Source organism: Pseudomonas alkylphenolica (assembly GCF_016009175.1).
GTDB classification, from domain to species: Bacteria; Pseudomonadota; Gammaproteobacteria; order Pseudomonadales; family Pseudomonadaceae; genus Aquipseudomonas; species Aquipseudomonas alkylphenolica_B.
Map to the genome: position 1 here is coordinate 67,141 of NZ_JADUCM010000022.1, position 21,966 is coordinate 89,106.

Annotated in this window: 19 protein-coding genes; 16 read left to right on the forward strand and 3 right to left on the reverse strand. The window is 63.3% G+C overall.

Going from position 1 to position 21,966, the window contains the following annotated elements:
• Window positions 1-25: 25 nt before the first annotated feature.
• The 10 genes from I5S59_RS18215 (at window position 26) to I5S59_RS18260 (ending at window position 10,683) form a co-directional block, all read left to right on the forward strand.
• Window positions 26-466 (forward strand): MaoC family dehydratase N-terminal domain-containing protein, encoded by a 441-nt coding sequence (locus tag I5S59_RS18215; protein ID WP_197877856.1) that lies wholly within the window; start codon window positions 26-28, stop codon window positions 464-466.
• Between the two features lie 10 nt (window positions 467-476).
• The gene (locus I5S59_RS18220; RefSeq protein WP_197877857.1) at window positions 477-896 is read left to right on the forward strand and encodes a MaoC family dehydratase; all 420 of its coding nucleotides are present in this window, start codon (window positions 477-479) and stop codon (window positions 894-896) included.
• A gap of 26 nt (window positions 897-922) precedes the next feature.
• A complete protein-coding gene (locus I5S59_RS18225; protein WP_197877858.1) occupies window positions 923-1,750 on the forward strand; it encodes an SDR family NAD(P)-dependent oxidoreductase in 828 nt (275 codons plus the stop codon).
• A gap of 44 nt (window positions 1,751-1,794) precedes the next feature.
• Entirely contained in the window at window positions 1,795-2,364 is a 570-nt protein-coding gene (locus I5S59_RS18230) for a DUF2889 domain-containing protein (protein WP_128325402.1), read from the forward strand.
• Between the two features lie 48 nt (window positions 2,365-2,412).
• Entirely contained in the window at window positions 2,413-3,810 is a 1,398-nt protein-coding gene (locus I5S59_RS18235; protein WP_197877877.1) for a DUF1254 domain-containing protein, read from the forward strand.
• 26 nt (window positions 3,811-3,836) lie between these two features.
• Complete coding sequence (locus I5S59_RS18240; protein ID WP_197877859.1) at window positions 3,837-4,865, forward strand: DUF1254 domain-containing protein; 1,029 nt, start codon at window positions 3,837-3,839, stop codon at window positions 4,863-4,865.
• A 196-nt stretch (window positions 4,866-5,061) separates the two neighbouring features.
• The gene (locus I5S59_RS18245; RefSeq protein ID WP_197877860.1) at window positions 5,062-6,969 is read left to right on the forward strand and encodes a sigma-54-dependent Fis family transcriptional regulator; all 1,908 of its coding nucleotides are present in this window, start codon (window positions 5,062-5,064) and stop codon (window positions 6,967-6,969) included.
• Between the two features lie 10 nt (window positions 6,970-6,979).
• A complete protein-coding gene (locus tag I5S59_RS18250; protein WP_197877861.1) occupies window positions 6,980-8,713 on the forward strand; it encodes an ABC transporter ATP-binding protein in 1,734 nt (577 codons plus the stop codon).
• Window positions 8,703-9,383: a peptidase S8 and S53 subtilisin kexin sedolisin gene (locus tag I5S59_RS18255; protein ID WP_197877862.1), complete on the forward strand. Its 681-nt coding sequence runs from the start codon at window positions 8,703-8,705 to the stop codon at window positions 9,381-9,383. The genes I5S59_RS18250 and I5S59_RS18255 overlap by 11 nt, the downstream gene beginning before the upstream one ends.
• Window positions 9,376-10,683 (forward strand): NAD(P)/FAD-dependent oxidoreductase, encoded by a 1,308-nt coding sequence (locus I5S59_RS18260; protein WP_197877863.1) that lies wholly within the window; start codon window positions 9,376-9,378, stop codon window positions 10,681-10,683. The genes I5S59_RS18255 and I5S59_RS18260 overlap by 8 nt, the downstream gene beginning before the upstream one ends.
• Before the next feature lie 245 nt (window positions 10,684-10,928).
• Here the strand turns inward: I5S59_RS18260 and I5S59_RS18265 are convergent, their stop codons facing one another.
• On the reverse strand, window positions 10,929-12,422 hold the full coding sequence (locus I5S59_RS18265; RefSeq protein WP_197877864.1) for an aldehyde dehydrogenase family protein: 1,494 nt from the start codon (window positions 12,420-12,422) through the stop codon (window positions 10,929-10,931).
• 412 nt (window positions 12,423-12,834) lie between these two features.
• Here I5S59_RS18265 and peaA point away from each other — a divergent pair, with 412 nt between their 5' ends.
• The 5 genes from peaA (at window position 12,835) to I5S59_RS18290 (ending at window position 19,102) form a co-directional block, all read left to right on the forward strand.
• Complete coding sequence (gene peaA / locus I5S59_RS18270; protein ID WP_232239835.1) at window positions 12,835-14,403, forward strand: quinohemoprotein amine dehydrogenase subunit alpha; 1,569 nt, start codon at window positions 12,835-12,837, stop codon at window positions 14,401-14,403.
• 72 nt (window positions 14,404-14,475) lie between these two features.
• Entirely contained in the window at window positions 14,476-15,906 is a 1,431-nt protein-coding gene (gene peaB, locus I5S59_RS18275) for a quinohemoprotein amine dehydrogenase maturation protein (protein ID WP_197877866.1), read from the forward strand.
• Between the two features lies 1 nt (window position 15,907).
• Entirely contained in the window at window positions 15,908-16,231 is a 324-nt protein-coding gene (gene qhpC / locus I5S59_RS18280) for a quinohemoprotein amine dehydrogenase subunit gamma (protein WP_128326505.1), read from the forward strand.
• Window positions 16,232-16,262: 31 nt separating this feature from the next.
• Window positions 16,263-17,387, forward strand: coding sequence for a quinohemoprotein amine dehydrogenase subunit beta (gene peaD / locus I5S59_RS18285; RefSeq protein WP_197877867.1), 1,125 nt, complete (start codon window positions 16,263-16,265; stop codon window positions 17,385-17,387).
• A gap of 41 nt (window positions 17,388-17,428) precedes the next feature.
• Window positions 17,429-19,102 carry an AMP-binding protein gene (locus tag I5S59_RS18290; RefSeq protein ID WP_197877868.1) on the forward strand — a complete coding sequence of 558 codons (1,674 nt, stop codon included), beginning with the start codon at window positions 17,429-17,431 and terminating at the stop codon, window positions 19,100-19,102.
• Window positions 19,103-19,258: 156 nt separating this feature from the next.
• On the opposite strand, the gene I5S59_RS18295 is transcribed toward I5S59_RS18290, so the two are convergent.
• Window positions 19,259-19,561: a DUF6124 family protein gene (locus I5S59_RS18295; RefSeq protein ID WP_197877869.1), complete on the reverse strand. Its 303-nt coding sequence runs from the start codon at window positions 19,559-19,561 to the stop codon at window positions 19,259-19,261.
• 320 nt (window positions 19,562-19,881) lie between these two features.
• Window positions 19,882-20,766 carry a LysR family transcriptional regulator gene (locus I5S59_RS18300; RefSeq protein ID WP_197877870.1) on the reverse strand — a complete coding sequence of 295 codons (885 nt, stop codon included), beginning with the start codon at window positions 20,764-20,766 and terminating at the stop codon, window positions 19,882-19,884.
• A 92-nt stretch (window positions 20,767-20,858) separates the two neighbouring features.
• Here I5S59_RS18300 and I5S59_RS18305 point away from each other — a divergent pair, with 92 nt between their 5' ends.
• Window positions 20,859-21,881, forward strand: coding sequence for a YeiH family protein (locus I5S59_RS18305; RefSeq protein ID WP_197877871.1), 1,023 nt, complete (start codon window positions 20,859-20,861; stop codon window positions 21,879-21,881).
• Window positions 21,882-21,966 lie beyond the last annotated feature (85 nt).

The window sequence follows — 21,966 nt, forward strand, 5'->3', positions numbered from 1 at the left end:
TCAGGAACTGACAGGACGACCTGACATGGCAGACAAAAATCTGATCGGCCGTTCACTGGGTGTCACCACCTGCGACGTTGAAAAAGGCCGCCTGCGCTTTTTTGCCAAGGCCATTGGCGAGACCGACCCGCTGTATACCGATGAAGCCGTAGCCATGGCTGCAGGGCACCGGTCGCTACCGGTCCCTCCCAGCTTCCTGATGTGCCTGGAGGCTGAGGGGCGAGATACCGACCACATTGTCCAGGACATTTTTGGCTTTGACCTGGGGCGCATCCTGCATGCCGAGCAGGCGTTCGACTACCACGCCATGGCCTACGCCGGTGATGTGCTGACCTTTGCCACCGAAGTGCTGGACGTCTACGAGAAAAAGGGCGGGGCGCTGACCTTCGTGGTGCAGCAGACCCGTGTGACCAATCAGGATGGCGTGCATGTCGCCGACATCCGTTCATCCCTGGTACAGCGTTGAGGAGCCGGCAATGACCCCCATGCAATGGCGCGACGTGCAGGTTGGTTTCGAACTGCCAGCGCTGACCTTACCTGCGGTTAACCGCACCACCCTGGCGCTGTACGCCGGCGCTTCGGGCGATCACAACCAGGTGCACATCGACCTGGATTTTGCCCGCAAGGCGCGCCAGCCCGATGTGTTTGCCCACGGCATGCTGTCGGTGGCCTACCTGGGGCGGCTACTCACCGGATGGGTGGCGCAACAGCAGATCCGCAGCCTGTCCGTGCGTTTTACCGGCATCACCCAACTGGGCCACGTGCCCACCTGCACCGCCAGGGTCATCGACAGTTTCGAGGTCGAGGGCGAACGGCGTGTACGCTTGGCAATCCGCTGCGCCAATCAATACGGCGACGACAAACTGGTTGGCGAAGCCGTCGTGGCGCTGACCTGAACCTATAAAAACAAGGACTATCCCCCATGAGTAAACTCACAGGCAAAGTTGCATTGGTGACCGGTTCCGGTCGTGGTATCGGCCGCAGTGTGGCACTGAAGCTCGCCGCCGATGGCGCGCGCGTGGTGGTAAACGACCTCGACGCCGGCCCCGCTGAAGAAGTGGTCGCCGAGATCCGCGCCGCCGGCGGCGACGCCGTAGCGTGCGTCGGTAGTGTCACCGCGGTCGATTTCGCCGACCGCTTCGTCAAGACCGCCGTCGATAACTACGGCGGCATCGACATCATCGTCAACAACGCCGGCTACACCTGGGACAACGTGATCCAGAAGATGAGTGATGAGCAGTGGTACGCCATCATCGATTGCCACATCACCGCACCGTTCCGCATCCTGCGCGCCGCGCAGCCGATCATCAGTGCCATGGCCAAGAAAGAAGCCGCCGAGGGCCGCGTGGTCAACCGTAAAGTGGTCAATATCGCCTCGACGTCGGCGGGTGGCAACCCAGGCCAGGTCAACTATTCGACCGCCAAGGCCGGCGTGCTGGGCATGACCAAGTGCCTGGCCAAGGAGTGGGGGCGAATGAAAGTCAACGTCAACGCCGTCGCCTTTGGCCATATCGAAACCCGCCAGACCCAGCCGGTCGAGGGCGATCCGAACTACATCAACATCGAAGGCCGCGAGATCAAGGTCGGCATCAGCCCGGCCATTGTCGAGCAGTCCAAAAGCATGATTCCGCTGGGGCGGCCAGGCAACACCGAGGAAGCGGCCGGCGCCGTGTACCTGTTCTGCATTCCAGAGTCCGATTACGTCAGCGGCCAGGTGCTGGTCTGCGGCGGTGGCCTGGGCAACGTCTGAAAACGCGGCGGCGCACCTGGGTGCGCCGCCTGTGCGGAGTGCATATGACCCTGACAACCAAGCGACGCTTGCTGCATACCCGCCAGGTGGTGTGCACAGGCTTTGAGCGTGACGACGGACTGTTTGATATCGAAGGGCGTCTGCTCGACACCAAGGGCGTAGACACCGAGTTCCCCTACGGCACGATCCCGGCCAACGGCGTACTGCACTACATGCGCGTGATCATGACGGTCGACCGCTCGCTGGTCATCCAGCAGCTTACCGCGGTGTCGGAGCAGGCGCCGACACCGGTGTGCAGCCAGATCAACCGCGCCTACTCGGCCTTGGTGGGGGTGAGCATCGGCCCCGGTTTCAGAAAGCGCGTTGCCGAGCGGGTAGGGGGTATCAAGGGCTGTACGCACCTCACCGAACTGCTGGGGCCCATGGCAACAACCGCGATCCAGACCCTGGCGCCGCTGATGCGCATGCAGCAACGCAAGCGTGCCCGCCGCGACCCCGACTACCAGTTGCCCGGCCATTGGGTGATCGGCACCTGCCACGCGTATCACCCCGATGGCGAAGCGGCACGCCTGGCCAATGAATGGCAGCCCATCGAAGACCCTGCGCCGCGCTGACCTGCCGCGGCGCCCCTGCATCACGACAAGGAGTACCCGGTGACCCTGATGACAACAAGACGCTTCCTCCTGCTGGCCATGCTGATCCTGTTCAGCCAGGCACCGCTGACGCTGGCCGACAGCCTGACGCCCGCCCAGGCCCGCAGCATTGCCAAGCAAGCCTATATCTATGGTTTTCCGCTGGTGGACCATTACCGGGTGCAGTACACCTATTTTCAGGACCGGCAGCACCCCGAATTCAAAGCGCCGTGGAACACCCTGCACAACACCGCGCGCATCTACACCCCGGACGACAAGGCCTACCCGACGCCCAATGCCGACACCCCGTACTCGCAACTGGGCGCCGACCTTGGCACGGAGCCGTTGGTGCTGACGATGCCCCCAGTGAAGGACGGGCGCTATTACTCGGCGCAATTCGTTGACGCCTACACGTACAACTTCGGCTACGTTGGCAGCCGCACCACGGGCAACGGCGGCGGCACGTTCCTGCTTGCGGGCCCCGACTGGCACGGCAGCGTGCCGCCGGGCATCGACCGGGTGTTGCGCTCCGAAACCCGATTTGCCTTTGTCTTCTACCGTACCCAGTTGCGCGGGCCGAATGATCTGGACAACGTGAAAAAGGTTCAGGCCGGCTACAAGGTGCAGCCGCTCTCGGCCTACCTCGGACAGCCGGCGCCGGCGGCCGCCCCCGCCGTGAACTTTCCCGTGCCGCTCAGCGCAGAGGCCGAGCGCACTGACCTGGCGTTCTTCAATCAGTTGAACTTTGTCCTCGGGCTGTCGCCGATCCATCCCTCGGAACAGGCGTTGATGCAGACCTTTGCGGCCTTGGGCATCGGCCCTGGCCTGACCTTTGAGGAGCAGGCCTGGCCTGAGGACATCCGTGCAGCGATCCACGCGGGCATCGCCGACGCCTGGAAGGACTTCGACGCGCTGGGCCAGCAGGTGGCGCGCGGCGAGGTGTCGACGTCGCGCTTTCTGGGCAGCCGTGAGTACCTGGCCAACAACTACCTGTACCGCATGCGTGCGACGGTCACCGGCCTGTATGGCAACGACCGTGAAGAAACGCTGTACCCGCCGTTTTACCTGGATGCCCAGGGGCACAAGCTCGATGCCTCGCAGCACCGGTACACCCTGCGCTTTGCCCCTGGTCAGCTGCCGCCGGTCAATGCGTTCTGGTCGCTGACCCTGTACGACGCCAAGCGCCTGCTGGTGGCCAACCCGTTGAACCGCTACCTGATCAACTCGCCGATGCTGGGCGACCTCAAGCGGGATGCCGACGGCGGAGTGACCCTGTACATCCAGCATGAGCAACCTGACAGGGCGCTTGTGGCCAACTGGTTGCCCGCACCGGATGGGCCTTTCTATCTGGCCGGCCGCCTGTACTGGCCCAAGCCTGAGGCCCTCGACGGTCGCTGGCAAGCACCGAAGGTTCAACGCATCGACTGACCCATCACCAGTCAAAGGAGGCAACCATGCATTCGTTACGCACTTACCTGCTTATGCTCAGCCTGATCGCTCCCGTGTGCCTGGCCGCAGAGCCTGCAGTCAGCGGCACCCGGGTAACCGCGGATAACTTTGTCCGCGCCGAATCACACAAGTTCTTCAGCCGGGTCGTTGCCCGGGGCGGCTTTGGCAACTTCGTGCACAACCGCGAACTGGTACCGGTCACCACCCAGGTAGTCATCCGTCCGAACCGCGACACGCTGTACTCATCAGCAGTGTTCGACCTGGATGCCGGGCCGGTGACCGTGACTCTGCCGGATGCCGGCCAGCGGTATTTCTCGCTGATGGCCATCAACGAAGACCAGTACACCCAAGGGGTGGCCTACGCGCCTGGCCACTATCAGTTCAGCCGAGAATCGGTCGGCACGCGCTATGTGCTGCTGGGCGTGCGTACCCTGGTCGACCCGCAATCCGCCAGCGACATGCAAATCGGCCATGCCCTCCAAGACCGGATCAAGGTAGAGCAAGCAGGTGGGCCGGGGCGTTTCGAGGTACCGCAATGGGACACTGCCAGCCTCGATGCCGTACGCAATTCGCTGCTGTTGCTGGCGGCAACGGTGCCGGATTCGCGCAGGATGTTCGGCACACCGGCGCAAGTCGACCCGGTACGGCACTTTATCGGCAGCGCCTCGGCCTGGGGCGGCAACCAGGAACGGGATGCGTTCTACCTCAATGTATCGCCCGCCCGGAATGATGGCGTTATCCGCTACCAGCTGACCGTCAAGGATGTGCCGGTGGATGCGTTCTGGTCGATCAGCGTGTACAACGCCGCCGGTTATTTCGAACCGAACCCGCTCAATCGCTACACCCTCAACAACCTAACCGCCAAGCGCGAAAGCGATGGCAGTATCGTCGTGCAGTTTGGGGGCTGTGACAGCGGCACCAGCAACTGCCTGCCGATTACACCGGGCTGGAACTACATGGCCCGGCTGTACAAACCGCGTGCCCAGGTGCTGGACGGCAGCTGGCAGTTTCCTGAGGCCAAACCGGCCATCTGATTCAATCGCCCAGGCAAGCAGAAAGATCGCCGTGTCGGGGCTTGGCCTGCACCGACACGGCGACAGGTAATGGTGCAGTGTGGAAGCGGAGGAATTTAGAGTAAAGTCAGCGGTGATGGAGCAATCGCATCAGCAGTGAGAAGTCGACATTTGCTTTTAAAAGCAGAGCGCTGGAGAAAGCACGCTGGAGTGAGACATGCCGCGACACATACCAATAACAAATACGACCGACCCCGTGCACGCCTCGCGAATGGTTCGCCTGAAATTGATCAGCGAGGGCGCCTTGCCCCAGGGCATGCTGCGTGACGAAATCGACGCCTCCTGGCGGCGCAGCCTGGAATACGGCCTCAACTGCCTGCAAGACGAGCAGGTCGAGCTGGATGCACGCCACCGCCTGCAGGCATTGCTCGACGGCAACCGGCTGCTGATCGACGCCGCTACCCCTGAAATGGAATACCTGGTCAATCGCCATGGCAACAGCGCGATGATCATCCTCGGCGATGCCCAGGCCAACATCCTTGCGATTGGCGGCCAGACCGCCGAGCTCAACCAGGTGGGATTGCGCGATTTGCATCCGGGCAGCTGCTGGAGCGAGTCGAGCCGTGGTACCAACGCCATCGGTACCGCCGTCGTGGAAGGGCGGCCAACCCTGATCAACTGCGGTGAGCATTACCTCGATCGGCTCAGTCCGTTTTCCTGCACCTCGGTGCCATTGCGCGACCCTCAGGGGCACGTGATCGGCGTGCTTGACCTGACCCGCGAAGGCGTCATGGCCCAGCCACAAGACAACCTGGCAACGCTGATTCTGGCGGCCAGCAACATCGAAAGCCGCCTGTTCGGCTTGTGCTACCCCGAACAACTGGTGCTGGCTTTCCATAGCCGTCCACAATTTCTCGGCAGTGCCTGGCACGGCCTGTTGGCCCTGAGCCTTGATGGCGAGGTGCTGGCGGCCAACGACCGCGCCTGCGAACTGCTCCATCTGTTGCGTCCGGCGTTGATAGGCCGGCGGTGCAGCGAGTTGATGGGCGAGCGCACGGCAACCTTCCTCACCCGCTTGTGGACCGACCGGGTCAGCAGCGTGCAGACTGCCAAGGGTGAATTTTTCTTCCGCGCCGTGCACCTTCCGCGGCGTGCCAACATGGGGGCTTCACAGCCAGCCGGCAAGGCATTGCCGGCGCCAAAACCTGCGCAGATCGACGCCCTGGCAGGCAGTGATGCGCGCCTGGCCCGCGCCCTGCGCATGGCCCAGCGTGGCTTGAACAATGATCTGCCGGTGCTGCTGCTCGGCGAGACGGGCACCGGCAAGGAAGTCGTCGCCCGCGCGCTGCATCAGGCCAGCGCGCGTGCAGACAAACCCTTTGTTGCGGTCAACTGCGCGGCCATCCCGGAAGGGTTGATCGAATCGGAACTGTTTGGCTATCGCGAAGGGGCGTTCACCGGTTCACGCCGTGGCGGCATGGTCGGGCGCCTCGCCCAGGCCCATGGCGGCACCCTGTTCCTCGACGAAATCGGCGACATGCCGCTGGCCCTGCAGGCGCGTTTGCTCCGGGTGCTGCAAGAGCGCCGGGTCGCGCCGCGGGGGGGCGGCGAGGAACAAGCCATTGATGTCGCGGTGATCTGCGCAACACACCGCGACCTCAAGCGCCTGGTCCTCGACCAGCATTTCCGTGAAGACCTCTATTACCGCATCAATGGTGTCAGCCTGCAGCTGCCGGCCTTGCGTGACCGTGACGACCTCAACGAGGTGATCGACAGCCTGCTGGGCAAGTTCGGCGCCGAAGGTGTCAGCCTCGACAAAGGCCTGCGCGAGCTGCTGGGCAACTTCGACTGGCCCGGCAACATCCGCCAGCTGGAAATGGTGCTGCGCTCGGCGCTGGCCATGCGCGAGCCGGACGAACAGCAGTTGAGTCTGGAACACCTGACCGATTGCCTGCTCGATGAGCTCAACGGCAGCGCGCAGCAAAGCGGCAGCATTCGCGAAAACGAAGTGGAACTGATCCGCGGCGCGCTGGCTCGTCACCAGGGCAACGTCTCGGCCGCGGCGGACGCCTTGGGCATCAGCCGCGCCACCTTGTACCGAAAACTCAAGCAGCTGCGCGAATAAGGGGCCGGTGATGGGTGGTATTTTCCTCAGGCTGGTCAACTCATCCGACCCGGAGCTGATGCGTCGCGCGCTGGCCTGGCTGTACAGTTTTGTGCGCCCGCACTGGCGCGCGGTTGGCGTGTTGCTGGGGCTGTCTTTCGCCGCTTCTTTGCTGGTGCTGGTGCAACCCTGGCTGGTCAAGACCCTGATCGACCAGGGCCTGCTGGCCAAAGACTTTCAGGTTTTGTGGCACATGGCAGCGATCATGATCGCCGTGGGTATCGCCGGCATGTTGCTGTCGGGCGTCAACCGCTACCTGCATACGCGGCTGTCCGGGCGCATTCTGTTTGCCCTGCGCGACGACCTGTATCGCCATCTGCAACAGCTGTCGCCCGCGTTCTATGGGCGCAAGCGTATCGGCGACATCCTTTCGCGCCTGGACGGTGACGTTGCCGAGATTCAGCGCTTTGCCGTGGACTCGTTGTTCGCGGCGGTGTCCAGCGTGATCGGCCTGATTGGCGCAGTGACCCTGATGCTGATGCTGTCGTGGCAACTGTCGTTGTTGCTGGCGCTGCTGATTCCCATCGAAGTGCTGTGGCTGCGCTGGATGCGGCGCAAGGTCGAGCGTGAAGTGCGCAGCCTGCGCGAGCGCTCTGCCGATGTCTCGTCGTTCATGGTCGAGACGCTGCCGGCGATGAAGTTCATCCAGGCGGCCGGGCAGCAACGCCGCGAATCCGAACGCCTGGAGCGCCTGGGGCAGGGTTACATGGGCCAGTTGCTGCGGGTGCAGGTCACCGAGTTTTTCACCCAGGCGGTGCCGGGCACGCTGACCTCGCTGTGTCGCGCCTGTGCGTTTCTGGTCGGCGGTTACTGGGTGATTCAGGGCACCTGGCAACTGGGTGCGTTGATCGCCTTTTCCACCTACCTGGGTATGGCCGTCGGGCCGGTGCAGAGCCTGCTGGGCCTGTATGTGGCGGTGCAGCGCATGGCCGTGAGCCTCGGGCGGGTAATGGAGCTCAAGCAGGAGCCTGTCGGTGTACACCAGGCCGCAGCGCCTGCGCCGATGCCTGTCGGGCCCGGCGAGTTGCGCCTGGAGTCGGTGCATTTTGCCCATGAACAGCGCCTGGGCACGGTGCTTGGTGGTGTCGACATCTGCATACCGGCCGGGATCAAGGTCGCCATCAGTGGGGCCTCGGGCGTCGGCAAGTCGACGCTGATCGACTTGCTGCAGCGCTTTTATGATCCGGACCAGGGGCGCATCCTGCTCGACGGCACCGACCTGCGTGAGCTGGATCTGCTGGCGTTGCGCAAGCAAATCGCCGTGGTCAGCCAGGACATCGTGTTGTTTCGCGGTACCCTGGCGCAGAACCTCGCCTACAGCGTGCCCGAGGCCAGCCGCGAAGACCTCGAACGGGTGGTGCGCCTGACCCGTCTGGAGGGCTTGGTCGACGCCTTGCCGTTGGGCCTGGACGGCCAGCTGGGCGAGCGCGGCCAGCAATTGTCGGGCGGGCAGAAGCAACGCATTGCCATTGCCCGGGCCTTGCTTCAGGACCCGCGCCTGCTGGTGCTGGACGAAGCCACCTCGGCGGTGGACGAAGCCACCGAGCGCGAAGTGATCGCCGCCATCGACCAGCTGTTCGCCGGGCGCACACGCATCCTCATCAGCCACCGCACCAGCACCCTGGCGGATGCCGACCTGCACCTGCACCTTGAAAACGGCCGCCTGCAAGCGGTGTGGCAGGAGTCGTTGCGTCATGGCGAATGATCTGCACGTGGGGGTGATCGATTCGGGCTGTACGGCGCAGCAGGCCGGGCACCTGGCAGGTGGTCGGCGTTTCTGGCTGGAACAGGGCATGCTGTGTGAAGGTGAACTGCAGGCCGATACCCTGGGCCACGGCAGTGCCGTGCTGGCGCGGCTGTTGAAGCAAACCGACGGCGTCGCGGTCAGCATGGCCCAGGTGTTCGACAGCCGGGGCGCTACCTCGGTGTTGCAGGTCAGCGCAGCGTTGCTGTGGCTGGTGGAGCAGGGCGTGACCCTGGTCAACCTGAGCCTGGGCCTGGCGCAGGATCGACCGGTGCTGCGCCAGGCCTGCGCCGAGGCACAGGAAGCTGGCGTGCTGCTGTGTGCGTCGAGCCCGGCACGCGGCGCGCCGGTGTACCCGGCCAGCTACCCGGGCGTGCTGCGCATTACCGGTGATGCCCGTTTGCGTGAAGGGCAGTGGTCATGGCTGGACACGGCCCAGGCAGATTTCGGTGCTGCCGTGGGTGAACGCGATGGGCCCGCCGGTGCCAGCCTTGCCTGTGCCGCCTTCAGCGGCCAACTCTGCGCCTATTGGCGCGAGCATCCCGGGGCCAGTCGCGAACAACTCCTCGCTTACCTGCGCGAACAGGCGGCGTTTACCGGCCCTGAGCGCCGCAGAGGTGTGCATGGCTGAACCACGTATCGTCATTCTTGGCGCAGGCCCCGCCGGGGGCGCGACCGCCATGGGCTTGCGACGCCTCGGCTATACCGTTGAGGTAGTGTCAGAGTGGCGGCGTTTTTCGGCGGGGGAAGGGGTGTCGCCGCGCGTGCTTGAAGGCATGCGCCATGCCGGGCGGAGCCGGGCGCTGGAGCAGGCGGCAGTTCCGGCACGGCGGCGGGTGGACTGGAACGGCACCCGTCAGCAACTCAATCAGGAATATCTGCTCGACCGGCAGCTGTTTGACCGGGCGCTGCGGGAAGACTTGCACCAAGCCGGTGTGACGGTGATCGAAGGCCGCGTTCGCGACGTTGACAGTGATACGCACGGGCACCGTGTGGTACTGGACAGCGGGCAGGTACTGCAGGCCGACTTCCTGGTCGAGGCCCGTGGCCGCCAGGCACCGCTGACGGCCAACCGTTTGCGCGGTCCGGAAAGTGTCAGCCTGCTCAACCTCTGGCAGGGGGATGCGGGTGTACCGTTGTCGGCCGTGGAAAGCCTCGACGATGGCTGGGCGTGGATGGCGCGCCTGGCCGATGGCCGTTGCTACTGGCAGATCACCCTCGACAGCAGCGCCGCCAGCCTGCCACCACGTGCGCAGCTCCCCGCGTATTGCGCGCAGCGCCGGCAGCAGTCGGCATTGGCCTGCGAATTGTTCGGTGAGCATGTCGGGGTATTGGCTGAATTGCATGCGCGCAGCAGCACGGCGATTCTGGCAGGGGACTGTGTCGGTGATACCTGGCTGCGGGTAGGTGATGCTGCAATGGCGGTGGATCCCTTATCCGGTAATGGCATCTTCCAGTCCTTGTCGTCGGCGTTGCAGGCGCCGGCGGTGATCAACACCTTGCTGCGTCATCCGCAGCGTGCGGCATTGGCCAAGCGCTTCCACCAGGAGCGCATCGAGCAATTGTTTTTGCGCTTTGCGCGGATTGGTCGGGACTTCTATGTACAGGAGCAACGCGGCATCGACCTGCCATTTTGGGCGCCGCGCCGCAGCTGGCCGGATGACCAGCCGATTCATGCGGCGGCTGATTTCCGTCAGTTGCACGTCGACCGCCGTCCGGTGATTCGCGACGGGCTGATTGATGAAGCCGAGGTGGTAGTCGGCCCGGACCAGCCGTTGGGCATCTGGCACGTACAGGGCGTGGAGCTGGCGCCGCTGGTGCATGGCCTGCAGGCCGGGCAGCCGCTTGAAGCGTTGCTGAGCAACCGACCGGTCGCGCAGCAGTCCATGCTGCGCGCCTGGCTTGCCACCCAGGGCTATCGCGACCTGTAGGAGCGGCGCTTGCCCGCGAAGAACGATAACGCGGTGCAACAGACACACCGCAGCGCCTGGTTCGCCGGCAAGCCTGGCTCCTACGGATTTACACCACCATCCTGTAGGATCGGGGCTTGCCCGCGAAGAACGATAACGCGATGCAACAGGCACACCGCAGCGCCTGGTTCGCCGGCAAGCCTGGCTCCTACGGATTTACACCACCATCCTGTAGGAGCGAGGCTTGCCCGCGACGTTGGTAGGCGTTAGAGCTTGATCAATACCGATTTCAGCTCGGTATAGTGCTCGATTGCCGCCGCGCCCATTTCCCGGCCAACCCCCGAAAGTTTGTAGCCACCAAACGGCAGCACCGGGTCGAGGGCGCTGTGGCAGTTGACCCACACCGAACCGGACTTGATCCGCGGAATCATGCGGTGCACTGCCGCCAGGTCGTTGGACCAGATGCTCGCACCAAGGCCGTACGGGTTGTCGTTCGCCAGGCCCACGACTTCATCAAGGTCATCAAAAGGCATGGCCACCAGCACCGGGCCGAAAATCTCTTCCTGAACCAGGCGATGACGCTGGTCAACATCGACGATCACCGTGGGTTTGACGAAATAACCCGGGCCAAAACCTTCGCCACCACAGGCGATGGTCGCCCCCAGCTCGCGCCCGAGGTTGATGTAGCCGGTCACCCGGTCCTGCTGTTTGGCCGAGATCAACGGGCCCATCTGCACCTTCGGGTCGAGACCATTGCCCAGGGTCATGCCGTTGGCAATGCCGGCAATGTCGGCCACCACGTTGTCAAAATGCTTGCGGTGCACATACAGGCGCGACCCGGCGCAGCACACCTGGCCCTGGTTGAAGAAGATCGCCGTGGCAGCGCCGGCAGCAGCCTCCTGCAAGTTGGCGTCGGGCATGACGATGGTCGGCGACTTGCCGCCCAGCTCCAGGGTCACGCGGGTCATGTTCTCCATCGCCGCCTTGCCGATCTGTTTGCCGACTTCGGTGGAGCCGGTAAAGGTCAGCTTGTCCACGCCCGGGTGGCGGGTCAGGGCGGCACCAGCGACCAGGCCGGTGCCGGTAATTACGTTGAAGACACCGTCCGGGTAACCGGCTTCCTGCACCAGTTCGGCCAGTTTCAGTGCCGTCAGCGGGGTTTCGTCCGCAGGCTTGAGCACCACGGTGCAACCGGTGGCCAGGGCCGGGCCGAGTTTCCAGCACGCCAGCAGCAGCGGGAAGTTCCAGGCGACGATTGCGCCGACCACACCGATCGCTTCGCGACGGATGAAACCGTGGAACTGGTCGTTGGGCATCAATGGCAGTGAAGGCTCCACGGTCGTGCCTTCAATCTTGGTCGCCCAGCCGGCCATGTAACGCAGAAAGTCGATGGCCAGTTGCACGTCCATGACCTTGGCCACAGCGGCGCTTTTACCGTTGTTCAGGCATTCAAGCTCGGCGAGCTCTTGCGCGTCGCGCTCCATCAGGTCAGCCAGGCGCCACAGCAGGTTCTGCCGCTCCCGTGGACGCATGCGGCTCCAGGCCGAGTCATCAAAGGCAGCGCGGGCGGCCTGGACGGCACGGTCGACGTCATCACTGTCGGCACAGGGCACTTCACCCAGCACCTCGCCGGTGGCCGGGTTGCGAAAGCTCATGGTGTTGCCGCTCTTTGCATCCTGCCAGTCGGCGCCGATGCGCATCTTCAGTTTGCGCTCGAGAAAAGCCTGGGTACGGGGGAGGATGGGCAGTGTCGAAAGCATGGGGGCGACGCCTCTTGTCGTTGGATGTGCAGGGCACTTTCGCAACCACCATGCCAAGGTCGTTAAAAACGCTTAACGCGTTGATATAGAACAGAAAATTCTTAACAGAACAGCACATTGCTCCAGGCCGGGTTGTAGCACTTTGAGACGGCATGAGACACCGGTGGTACATCGTCTCGCTGGCCTAAGCTGAGAGTAAGCAAAGGCGTTGTCTCAAGGTGCAACGGTCTGTCGCAAATTTAGACGCCGGGTATGAATGCCGGCCCCATGCTTACATCATCAAGAGTTGCTTAACTTATTGAAAATAAAGACTTTGCATAGATTGGCACAGTTCCTGTATTGGTCCTGTGCAGAAGCACCTACGGCACCCAGCGTGCAAGAACGATAAGAACAACACCGTGGAGGTCTGACCTTGAGAATGACTCGACTCCGGCGACATACCAGCAGCCTGGCATTGATCGCCGCCGCTTCCTTGCTGTGCACCCAGGCCCAGGCCGCTGAAACCGGCCCCAGTGTGCTGCAGAACAAATGCATGGGTTGTCACCTGCCGGAAGGCAACGACACCTACAGCCGCATCAGCCACCAGCGCAAAACACCGGAAGGCTGGCTGATGAGTATCGGCCGCATGCAGACCATGCATGGCCTGAAAATCAGCGATGATGACCGTCGCACCCTGGTCAAGTACCTCGCCGACCGGCAAGGCCTGGCGCCCAGCGAAACAGAAGGCGTGCGCTACGCCATGGAACGCCGGCTCAATACCGTCGAGCATTTCGATGCCAAGCTCAGCGAGACCTGCGGCCGCTGCCACTCGGGGGCACGGGTTGCGCTGCAGCGTCGTCCGGCCAAAGAGTGGGAGCACCTGGTCAACTTCCACCTTGGCCAATGGCCCTCGCTGGAATACCAGGCCCAGTCGCGCGACCGCGACTGGCTGCCGATTGCCCTGAACGAGATGGTGCCGGAGCTGGCCAAGCGCTTTGCACTGGAGACCCCGGCCTGGGCCGACTGGCAAAAGGCGCGACCCAAAGCCGAGGTGCTGGCAGGGCAGTGGAGCTTCAGCGGGCACATGCTGACCAAGGGCGATGTGCGCGGCGTGATGACCGTAGGCAGCGCCGAGGGCGACGGTTTCAAGGTCGACATCAAGGGCAGCTACGCCGACGGCACGCCGTTCCAGGGCAGCGGCTCGGCGATCCTCTACAACGGCTACGAATGGCGGGGCAACGTCAAGGTCGGCGACACCACGATGCGCCAGGTGTTTGCTGCACTCGACGGTGAGATGAAAGGGCGCATGTTCGAGGCAGACCATGACGAACGTGGCCTGGATTTCACCGCGGCGAAGGAGGGCAAGGCCCGTCTGCTGGCCGTGCAGCCGTCCTTCATAAAGGCCGGCAGCGAAGCAGAACTGACCCTGGTCGGCAGCGGCCTGACGGGTAAGCCGGACCTCGGTGCAGGTATCGAGGTTACCCAGGTACTGGCGTCGAGCGCCAACGAGGTGCGGGTCAAGGCGCGAGCCGCCGCCGATGCCGCGCCGGGTGTGCGCGAGGTCAGCCAGGGCGCATTGAAAGGCGTGAACCTGACGGTCTACGACAAAGTCGAGGAAGTCAAAGTGGTGCCGGCCTTCTCCATTGCCCGTATCGGCGAGAACGGCGGCAGCACACCGAAAGTGCAGGGCCGCTTCGAGGCCGAGGCCTGGGGCAAAGATGCCAAGGGTGAGCCGCTGCGTATCGGCTATCTGCCCGCACAGTGGTCGGTAGAGCCCTACAACGAACGTGCCAAAGAAGACGAGGACGTCAAGTTCGCCGGGCAGATGCAGGACAACGGCATCTTCGTACCCGGTGGCGCAGGTCCCAACCCCGAGCGCCGGATGATGACCAACAACGCGGGCAACCTGAAGGTGATCGCCAAACTGGAAGACGGCGGGCAACAGGGCGAAGGCCACCTGATCGTCACCGTCCAGCGCTGGAACAACCCACCGCTGCCATAAGCGGCCATGAACCGAGCGGGCGCTGCGGCGCCCGGTTGCCAACGTTGTTCGGATGCACTTCGGGAGGTCGCCATGGGCGCACAATTGAATCTGGTCGAGCGTAACCTGCATGAAGTGCAGGTGGATGCCGACCGCATGCTGTTCCATATCCCCAGCAGTTCGCTGTTTGCCACAGACGCAGTAACCGGCGGGATCATCGACACCTTGCGTGAGCAGGGCTGCTCGTCCGACGAGTTGCTGCAGCGTCTTGCGTCGCGTTTTGCCGGCCAGGACATCATCGACACCCTGCACGAGCTGATGGCCCTGGAAGTGGTCAGTGACGGCTCGCCGCTGACCCCGGAAATCGGCGTCAAACGCGTCGAACGCACGGCCCTCAACACCGTGGTACTCAACGTCAATACCGGCTGCAACCTGAGCTGCAGCTACTGCTACAAGGAAGACCTGGACAAGCCGTCGGCCGGCAAGAAGATGAGCACCGCCACTGCCGAGTCGTCGGTGGAAATGCTGCTCAAGGAGTCACCGGAAGAAACCCGCTACACCGTGGTGTTCTTCGGCGGCGAGCCACTGTCCAACCGGCCGTTGATCGAGCACATGGTGGCCTACTGCGAGCGGCGCTTTGCCGAGGCCGGCAAGCAGGTCGAGTTCGTCATGACCACCAACGCCACGTTGCTTACCGAGGAGATCGTCGACTGGCTCAATGCCCATCGCTTCGGCTTGTCGGTGAGCATCGACGGCCCCAAGACCGTGCACGACCGCAACCGCATCACGGTTGGCGGGCAGGGCACCTATGACGTGGTGCGGCGCAAGGCCGAAATGCTCCTGTCGCGCTACAACAGTCGCCCTGTTGGCGCGCGGGTGACCCTGACCCGCGGCATCACCGATGTCGAAACCATCTGGAACCACCTGTTCAACGAGCTGGGGTTCGCCGAAGTGGGCTTTGCCCCGGTCACCTCGGGCGACATGGCCGACTTCAACCTCAGTGCCGACGAGCTGGTGGAGGTCTTTGCCAACATGAAGGCCTTGGGCCGACGCTACCTGGAGGCGGCACTGGAACACCGCAATATCGGCTTTTCCAACCTGCACCAGCTGATTACCGACATCCACGAGGGGCATAAAAAGGCCCTGCCGTGCGGTGCCGGCTTGAAGATGCTGGCGGTCGATCACAAGGGTGAGCTGAACCTGTGCCACCGCTTCACCGGGTCCAGCCTGCCGACTTTCGGCAACGTCCACAGCGGCGTGAAACAGGTGGAGCTGAACGACTTCCTGTCCCAGCGCCTGGACCGCAGCGGTACCGGTTGTGACAGCTGTCGTATCCGTAACCTGTGCTCGGGTGGTTGCTATCACGAGAGCTATGCCCGCTACGGCGACCCGACCCACCCGACCTATCACTACTGTGAGTTGATGCGCGACTGGGTCGACTTCGGCATCGAAGTCTACAGCCGCATCATGGCCGCCAATCCGGCCTTCATCAGCCAGTACATCACTCCGCGGAAGGCGCATTGATATGAAACACCTCAAGCCGCTGAACAACAAAGCCCAGATCCTCGAACAGGCCGTGGCCCAGGACCGTGTCGAAGAAGTGGTCGCGATGAGCGCCGTTGCCGGTTGCACCGCCACCACCGACCCGGGCTGGGAAGTGGATGCCTTCGGGGGCGTCAGCTCGCTCTGCCAGCCGATGGAAGCGGACCTTTATGGCTGCTCGGACCCTTGCTGGTGGCCGGCGCAGGTGCCGGACATGATGAGCACCTACCAGGACTGGAACGCCCAGGCCACCAACTCCCAGGAAGACTGGCGCAACCTCGGCACCGTGTTTCCAAAAGACAAGTGACCGGCCGACAAGAACAAGAAGGGGAAACCGCATGAAAGCTGGAGTTTTCGCAACACTGGCGCTGACCGTCGCCACCAGTGCCAGCAGCCTGGGCGCCTGGGCCGCCAACAGCAGTGAGACCGCACTGAAGGCTGGTCATGAGTACATGATCGTCACCAACTACCCGAACAACCTGCACGTCATCGACCTGGCCGGTGACGAGGTCTACAAGAGCTGCAAGCTGCCCGATGCGTTTGGCCCCGGCACCGCCATGATGGCGCCGGACAACCGCACCGCGTATGTACTCAACAACCATTTTGGCGACCTGTACGGGATTGACCTGGACACCTGCAAGTCGGTGTTCCACGCCAACCTGTCGAACGTGCCGGGCGAGCTGGGGCGTTCCATGTTCTCGTTCGCCATCAGCCCGGACGGCAAAGAGGTGTACGCCACGGTCAACCCGACCCAGCAGCTGAACGACCACTACGTGGTCAAGCCACCGCGCCTGGAAGTGTTTCGCGCCGCCGATGGCCTGGCTGCCAAGCCGGTGCGCAGCTTCCCCATGCCGCGCCAGGTGTACCTGATGCGTGCAGCGGACGACGGCAGCCTGTTCGTCGCCGGGCCCGACATCTACAAGATGGATGTGAATACCGGCAAGTACGAAGTCGCACTGCCGCTGCGCAACTGGAAACGCCCGGGCTTCAGCGCCCCGGACGTGCTGTACTTCTGGCCGCACCAGACCGCGCAGCATGACTTCTCGATGCTCTACACCGTGTCGCGCTTTACCGACGACAAACAGGACCCGGCCACGGCCGAGCCGATGTACGGCTACCTGAGCATCGACCTCAAGACCGGCAAAACCAGCCATCAGGAGTTCGCCACGCTGACCGAGCTGTACTTCACCGGCCTGCGCTCGCCCAAGGACTCGAACCAGATGTACGGCGTACTCAACCGCCTGGCCCGCTACGACATCAAGGAGCGCAAACTGATCAAGGCGGCCAACCTTGAGCACACTTACTACTGCGTGGCCTTCAACAAGTCGGGCAGCAAGCTCTACCTGGCCGGTACCTTCAACGACATTGCGGTGTTCGATCCGCAAAGCCTGGAGAAGGTCAAGAACATCAAGCTGCCAGGTGGCGACATGTCGATCAGCACGACCCAGGTGTTTATCCGCTAGGCACGCGTTGAATACCGTTACAACAAGAACAAGAGAACGCCATGAATACGCTGAGCTACACCCAAGGGTGGCACGACACGCCGCTGCTCACCCAGTGCATCGGCGACGCCTTCGACCTCACCGTTTCGCGCTTTGCCGAGCGCGAAGCGCTGGTGGTCCGGCATCAGGGGCTGCGCTACACCTGGCAGACCCTGGCCGAGGCGGTCGAACGCCAGGCGCGCGCGTTGATGGCCCTGGGGCTTGAACGCGGTGACCGCCTGGGTATCTGGGCGCCCAACTGCGCCCAGTGGTGCATCACCCAGTTCGCCAGCGCCAAGATTGGCGTGATCCTGGTCAACATCAACCCGGCGTACCGCAGCAACGAACTGGAGTACGCGCTGAGCCAGTCCGGTTGCCGTTGGGTCATCTGTGCCGACGCTTTCAAAACGAGTGACTACCACGCCATGCTGCTCGAACTGGCGCCTGGCCTGGCCAGCAGCCGGCCGGGCGAGCTGGCGTGCGAACGCCTGCCTGAATTGCGTGGCGTGGTGAGCCTTGCCGCAGCGCCACCGCCAGGCTTTCTGGCCTGGCATGCGCTGCAGGCCCGGGCCGGGGAAGTCAGCCAGGCGGCGCTGGCAGTGCGTCAGGCCGGCCTGCGTTGTGACCAGCCGATCAACATCCAGTACACCTCCGGCACCACCGGCTGTCCCAAAGGCGCGACCCTCAGTCATTACAACATCCTCAACAACGGCTACCTGGTGGGCGAAAGCCTGGGCCTGACCGAGCATGATCGCCTGGTGGTGCCCGTGCCGCTTTACCACTGCTTCGGCATGGTCATGGCCAACCTGGGCTGCCTGACACACGGTTCCACCCTGATTTACCCGGGGGACGCCTTCGACCCCTTGGCCACCCTGTGTGCGGTGGCTGAAGAAAAGGCCACCGCCTTGTATGGGGTGCCGACCATGTTCATTGCCCAGCTGGATCATCCGCAACGCGACAGCTTCGATCTTTCCAGCCTGCGCACCGGCATCATGGCCGGCGCCAACTGCCCGATCGAAGTGATGCGCAGGGTGATCGACGAGATGCACATGAGTGAAGTGCAGATTGCCTACGGCATGACCGAGACCAGCCCGGTGTCGTTGCAGACCGGGCCGGATGACAACCTTGAACTGCGCGTTACCACCGTGGGCCGCACCCAGCCGCACCTGCAGAGCAAGATCATCGACGCCGCCGGCAATTGTCTGCCGCGCGGTGAAATTGGCGAGCTGTGTACCCGTGGCTACAGCGTGATGCTCGGCTACTGGAACAACCCGGCAGCCAGCGCCGAAAGCATTGATGCAGAAGGGTGGATGCACACCGGAGACCTGGCGTGCATGGACGAGCACGGTTACGTGCGGATCGTCGGTCGCAGCAAGGACATGATCATCCGCGGTGGCGAGAACGTGTATCCGCGCGAGCTGGAAGAGTTCTTCCTTACCCATCCTGCGGTGGCCGACGTGCAGGTCATCGGCATTCCGTGTGCGCGCTATGGCGAAGAGATCGTCGCCTGGATTCGCCTGCACCCGGGCGAAGGCACCAGCGAGGAGCAGTTGCGCGACTGGGCCAAGGCCCGTATCGCGCATTTCAAAGTGCCGCGCTACATGCGCTTCGTCGACCAGTTCCCGATGACGGTAACCGGCAAAGTGCAGAAGTTTCGCATGCGTGAGATCAGCATGGAGGAGTTGAAGTTGCCTTGAGCGGTTGGTCCTGCCTACGCGGAACCTGTAGGAGCTGGCTTGCCAGCGATCGAGCACGAAGGGCTCGCAATGCATCCGGCGCTGGGGGCTGGTGTGCAGCCATCGCCGGCAAGCCAGCTCCTACAGGGGAGGGTGTTTTGCCACCTGAGCCGTGAGCTAGTGAGGGGTGAAGATGCGCTTCACGCCAACACCATCGAGCACGGCGTCGATCAGCGCACGTGCGGTCTCGATGTGCTGACCGGCGCTGGAGACAAGTGAGCGATCGTTGAGGGTGAGGTGATCGACGGCATCGCTCACTGTGGCCTCTGCATAGCGGAGCAACTGGCAGGCGTGCAGCAAGGCTTCTTCGGCGCAGATGCCCGCGCGGACCGTGAACATGTGGTTGGTGCCGAACGGGGTGCTGGCGGTGGTGGCACTGGAAAGATCGAAAGCGGGGGGATCCGGAACAAGCTTCTTCATGGTCAACCTCTGTCGGTGATTCCACCATCCCTCGCTGCTAAACGAAGGTGGCAGCTGTGCGTGGGTTAGCAGACCGGTGACAGAGAACCGGCGCACCCGAAGGTGCCCCACGCACAACCGCCATAACAGCGGTGTCCGTAGATCTCTGTCATATCCAGACTGCTAAATCTGGTCGCTGGATGTTCCAACGACGACAGCAGCCTAGGCCCCTGAAGGGCCCGGCACAACAGAGCAACGGCGCCGGAAGTATGATTCAGAACGGTCTGACAGAAAACGCCTACGGCATCGCGATTTGTCGCCGCTGCCCGTCAGTGCAAAGATCACACCGGGCTCTGACAGAACTCGAGAAAGCGCGCCAGACCGCGGGTTGGCTGCTTGTCCTTGTGGATCACCCGGTACAGGGTGCGCTTGAGCGGGCCGCTGGGGCAGGGCAGGGTGCACAGCTGGCCCAGGGCCAACTCGCCACGCACCATTACCCGTGACACACAGGCAATGCCGGCGCCGGCGATCACGCAGTGCTTGATCGCTTCGCCGTTGGACACTTCCAGCAAGTGCTGCGGGCTGCCCAGCCACGGGCCGATCAGGTGCTCAAGCATGTTGCGCGTGCCCGACCCCTGTTCACGGGTAATCCAGCGCGCACTGGCCAGCGCCAGGGCGTCAGGCCGGGGCTGCTGGGCCAGCGGGTGACCGGGGGCGGCAATCAGTACCAGCTCGTCTTCGCGCCATGGCCGCACATCGATGTCCGGGTGCTGCACCGGGCCTTCGACAAAGCCGACATCGATGGTGAAGTTGCACAGCGACTCGACAATGCGCTCGGTGTTCTCGACCTTGAGCTCCAGGCGGCTCTGCGGTTCGGCCGCAAGGAAGCTGGCCAGCAGCTCCGGCAGCAGGTAGGCACCGATGGTGGTGCTGGCACCGATCCGCAGGTGGCAGGTGAGTTGCTGCTGGAACAGCGTTTCGGCCTCCTGGGCGCCTTCCAGGGTGGCCTTGGCGTGGGGATAGAAACGTCGCCCGTGTTCGTTGAGCACCAGGCGTTTGCCATGGCGATCGAACAGCCGCGTGCCGAGCTGATGCTCGAGGTCTTGCAGCGACATGCTCGCCGCCGCCTGGCTCAGGCTCAGGTCTTTGCTGGCACGGGTGACGCTGCCAAGGTCGGCGACGGCAACGAAGGTAGCCAGCTGTTTGAGGGTAATTCGGCACTGCATATCAGCTTTCCTGATATGACCAATAAGAATATATAGCTTCATATAGGTTATAAGAGATTGCAAGCTAGCGTCACCACAAACGAGGTGTCGTTATGCTTGTTCTCAGTCGTACTCAGCTTCCCCTTGGCCTGCTTACCGGCGTCACCGGCAGCCTGGCCCTGGCAGCGCTGGCCATGTGGCTGTCGTCGTCACCGGTGCTGCAGGGCAGTGGCGTGGGCACCTTGACCCTGGCCATGCTGCTGGGGCTGGCCATCGGCAACCTGGTGCCGACCACGGTCCATCGTGCCGCCGCGGCGGGCGTGCAGTTGTGCAAGCAACCCGTGCTGCGCCTGGGTGTGGCGCTGTACGGCTTCAGGCTGACCGTGCAGCAGGTGCAGGCATTGGGTGTACAAGCGTTCGTCACCGACGCGCTGCTGATTCTTTCGACCATCAGCCTGGCCATCTGGCTCGGTACCCGGGTGCTGGGCATGGAACGCGGCACCGCCGTGCTGATTGGTGCCGGCCATGCCATCTGTGGTGCTGCGGCGATTCTGGCCAGCGCCGGGGTGGTGAAGGCCCGCAACGACCAGGTCGCGATTGCGATTGCCTGTGTGGTGCTGTTCGGTACGCTGGGCATGCTGCTTTATCCCTGGCTGTTCACGGTGATGCCTGGCCTGTTCGGCGACAGCCACGGCTTTGGCATCTTCACCGGTGCAACCCTGCATGAAGTGGCGCAGGTGGTTGCTGCCGGGCAGGCCATGGACCCGCATGCCGCCGAGGCGGCCGTGGTGGCCAAGCTGATCCGGGTATTGTTGCTGGCACCCTTTCTGCTGGGGCTGGGCCTGTGGTTGAACCGCAATGCCGAGCACGGCCATGGCGCAACGTCGGTCAAGGTACCGGTGTTTGTACTGGGCTTTATCGCCTGCATGTTGATCAATTCGTGGCTGCCACTGGATCAGCGCCTGCATCAGGTACTGGTCAGCTTCGACGACCTGTTGCTGGCGGCGGCGATGGCGGCATTAGGGTTCAGCACACGCCTGGTCGACCTGCGCAAGGCAGGGCTGAAACCGCTCATTCTGGCCGCTGCGTTAACGCTGCAACTGATGGTTGTAGGGGGACTGCTGACGTTGTTGTAGGCGCGTGGCTTGCCCGCGAAAAACGATGACGCGGTGCATCAGGGGCACCGCAGTGCCTGGTTCGCCGGCAAGCCTGGCGCCTACA

Excerpts from the sequence above, each read along its gene's own strand:
- I5S59_RS18215 (WP_197877856.1), top strand. The coding sequence starts at position 26 with ATGGCAGACAAAAATCTGATCGGCCGTTCACTGGGTGTCACCACCTGC.
- I5S59_RS18220 (WP_197877857.1), top strand. The coding sequence starts at position 477 with ATGACCCCCATGCAATGGCGCGACGTGCAGGTTGGTTTCGAACTGCCA.
- I5S59_RS18225 (WP_197877858.1), top strand. The coding sequence starts at position 923 with ATGAGTAAACTCACAGGCAAAGTTGCATTGGTGACCGGTTCCGGTCGT.
- I5S59_RS18230 (WP_128325402.1), top strand. The coding sequence starts at position 1,795 with ATGACCCTGACAACCAAGCGACGCTTGCTGCATACCCGCCAGGTGGTG.
- I5S59_RS18235 (WP_197877877.1), top strand. The coding sequence starts at position 2,413 with ATGACAACAAGACGCTTCCTCCTGCTGGCCATGCTGATCCTGTTCAGC.
- I5S59_RS18240 (WP_197877859.1), top strand. The coding sequence starts at position 3,837 with ATGCATTCGTTACGCACTTACCTGCTTATGCTCAGCCTGATCGCTCCC.
- I5S59_RS18245 (WP_197877860.1), top strand. The coding sequence starts at position 5,062 with ATGCCGCGACACATACCAATAACAAATACGACCGACCCCGTGCACGCC.
- I5S59_RS18250 (WP_197877861.1), top strand. The coding sequence starts at position 6,980 with ATGGGTGGTATTTTCCTCAGGCTGGTCAACTCATCCGACCCGGAGCTG.
- I5S59_RS18255 (WP_197877862.1), top strand. The coding sequence starts at position 8,703 with ATGGCGAATGATCTGCACGTGGGGGTGATCGATTCGGGCTGTACGGCG.
- I5S59_RS18260 (WP_197877863.1), top strand. The coding sequence starts at position 9,376 with ATGGCTGAACCACGTATCGTCATTCTTGGCGCAGGCCCCGCCGGGGGC.
- I5S59_RS18265 (WP_197877864.1), bottom strand. The coding sequence starts at position 12,422 with ATGCTTTCGACACTGCCCATCCTCCCCCGTACCCAGGCTTTTCTCGAG.
- peaB (WP_197877866.1), top strand. The coding sequence starts at position 14,476 with ATGGGCGCACAATTGAATCTGGTCGAGCGTAACCTGCATGAAGTGCAG.
- qhpC (WP_128326505.1), top strand. The coding sequence starts at position 15,908 with ATGAAACACCTCAAGCCGCTGAACAACAAAGCCCAGATCCTCGAACAG.
- peaD (WP_197877867.1), top strand. The coding sequence starts at position 16,263 with ATGAAAGCTGGAGTTTTCGCAACACTGGCGCTGACCGTCGCCACCAGT.
- I5S59_RS18290 (WP_197877868.1), top strand. The coding sequence starts at position 17,429 with ATGAATACGCTGAGCTACACCCAAGGGTGGCACGACACGCCGCTGCTC.
- I5S59_RS18295 (WP_197877869.1), bottom strand. The coding sequence starts at position 19,561 with ATGAAGAAGCTTGTTCCGGATCCCCCCGCTTTCGATCTTTCCAGTGCC.
- I5S59_RS18300 (WP_197877870.1), bottom strand. The coding sequence starts at position 20,766 with ATGCAGTGCCGAATTACCCTCAAACAGCTGGCTACCTTCGTTGCCGTC.
- I5S59_RS18305 (WP_197877871.1), top strand. The coding sequence starts at position 20,859 with ATGCTTGTTCTCAGTCGTACTCAGCTTCCCCTTGGCCTGCTTACCGGC.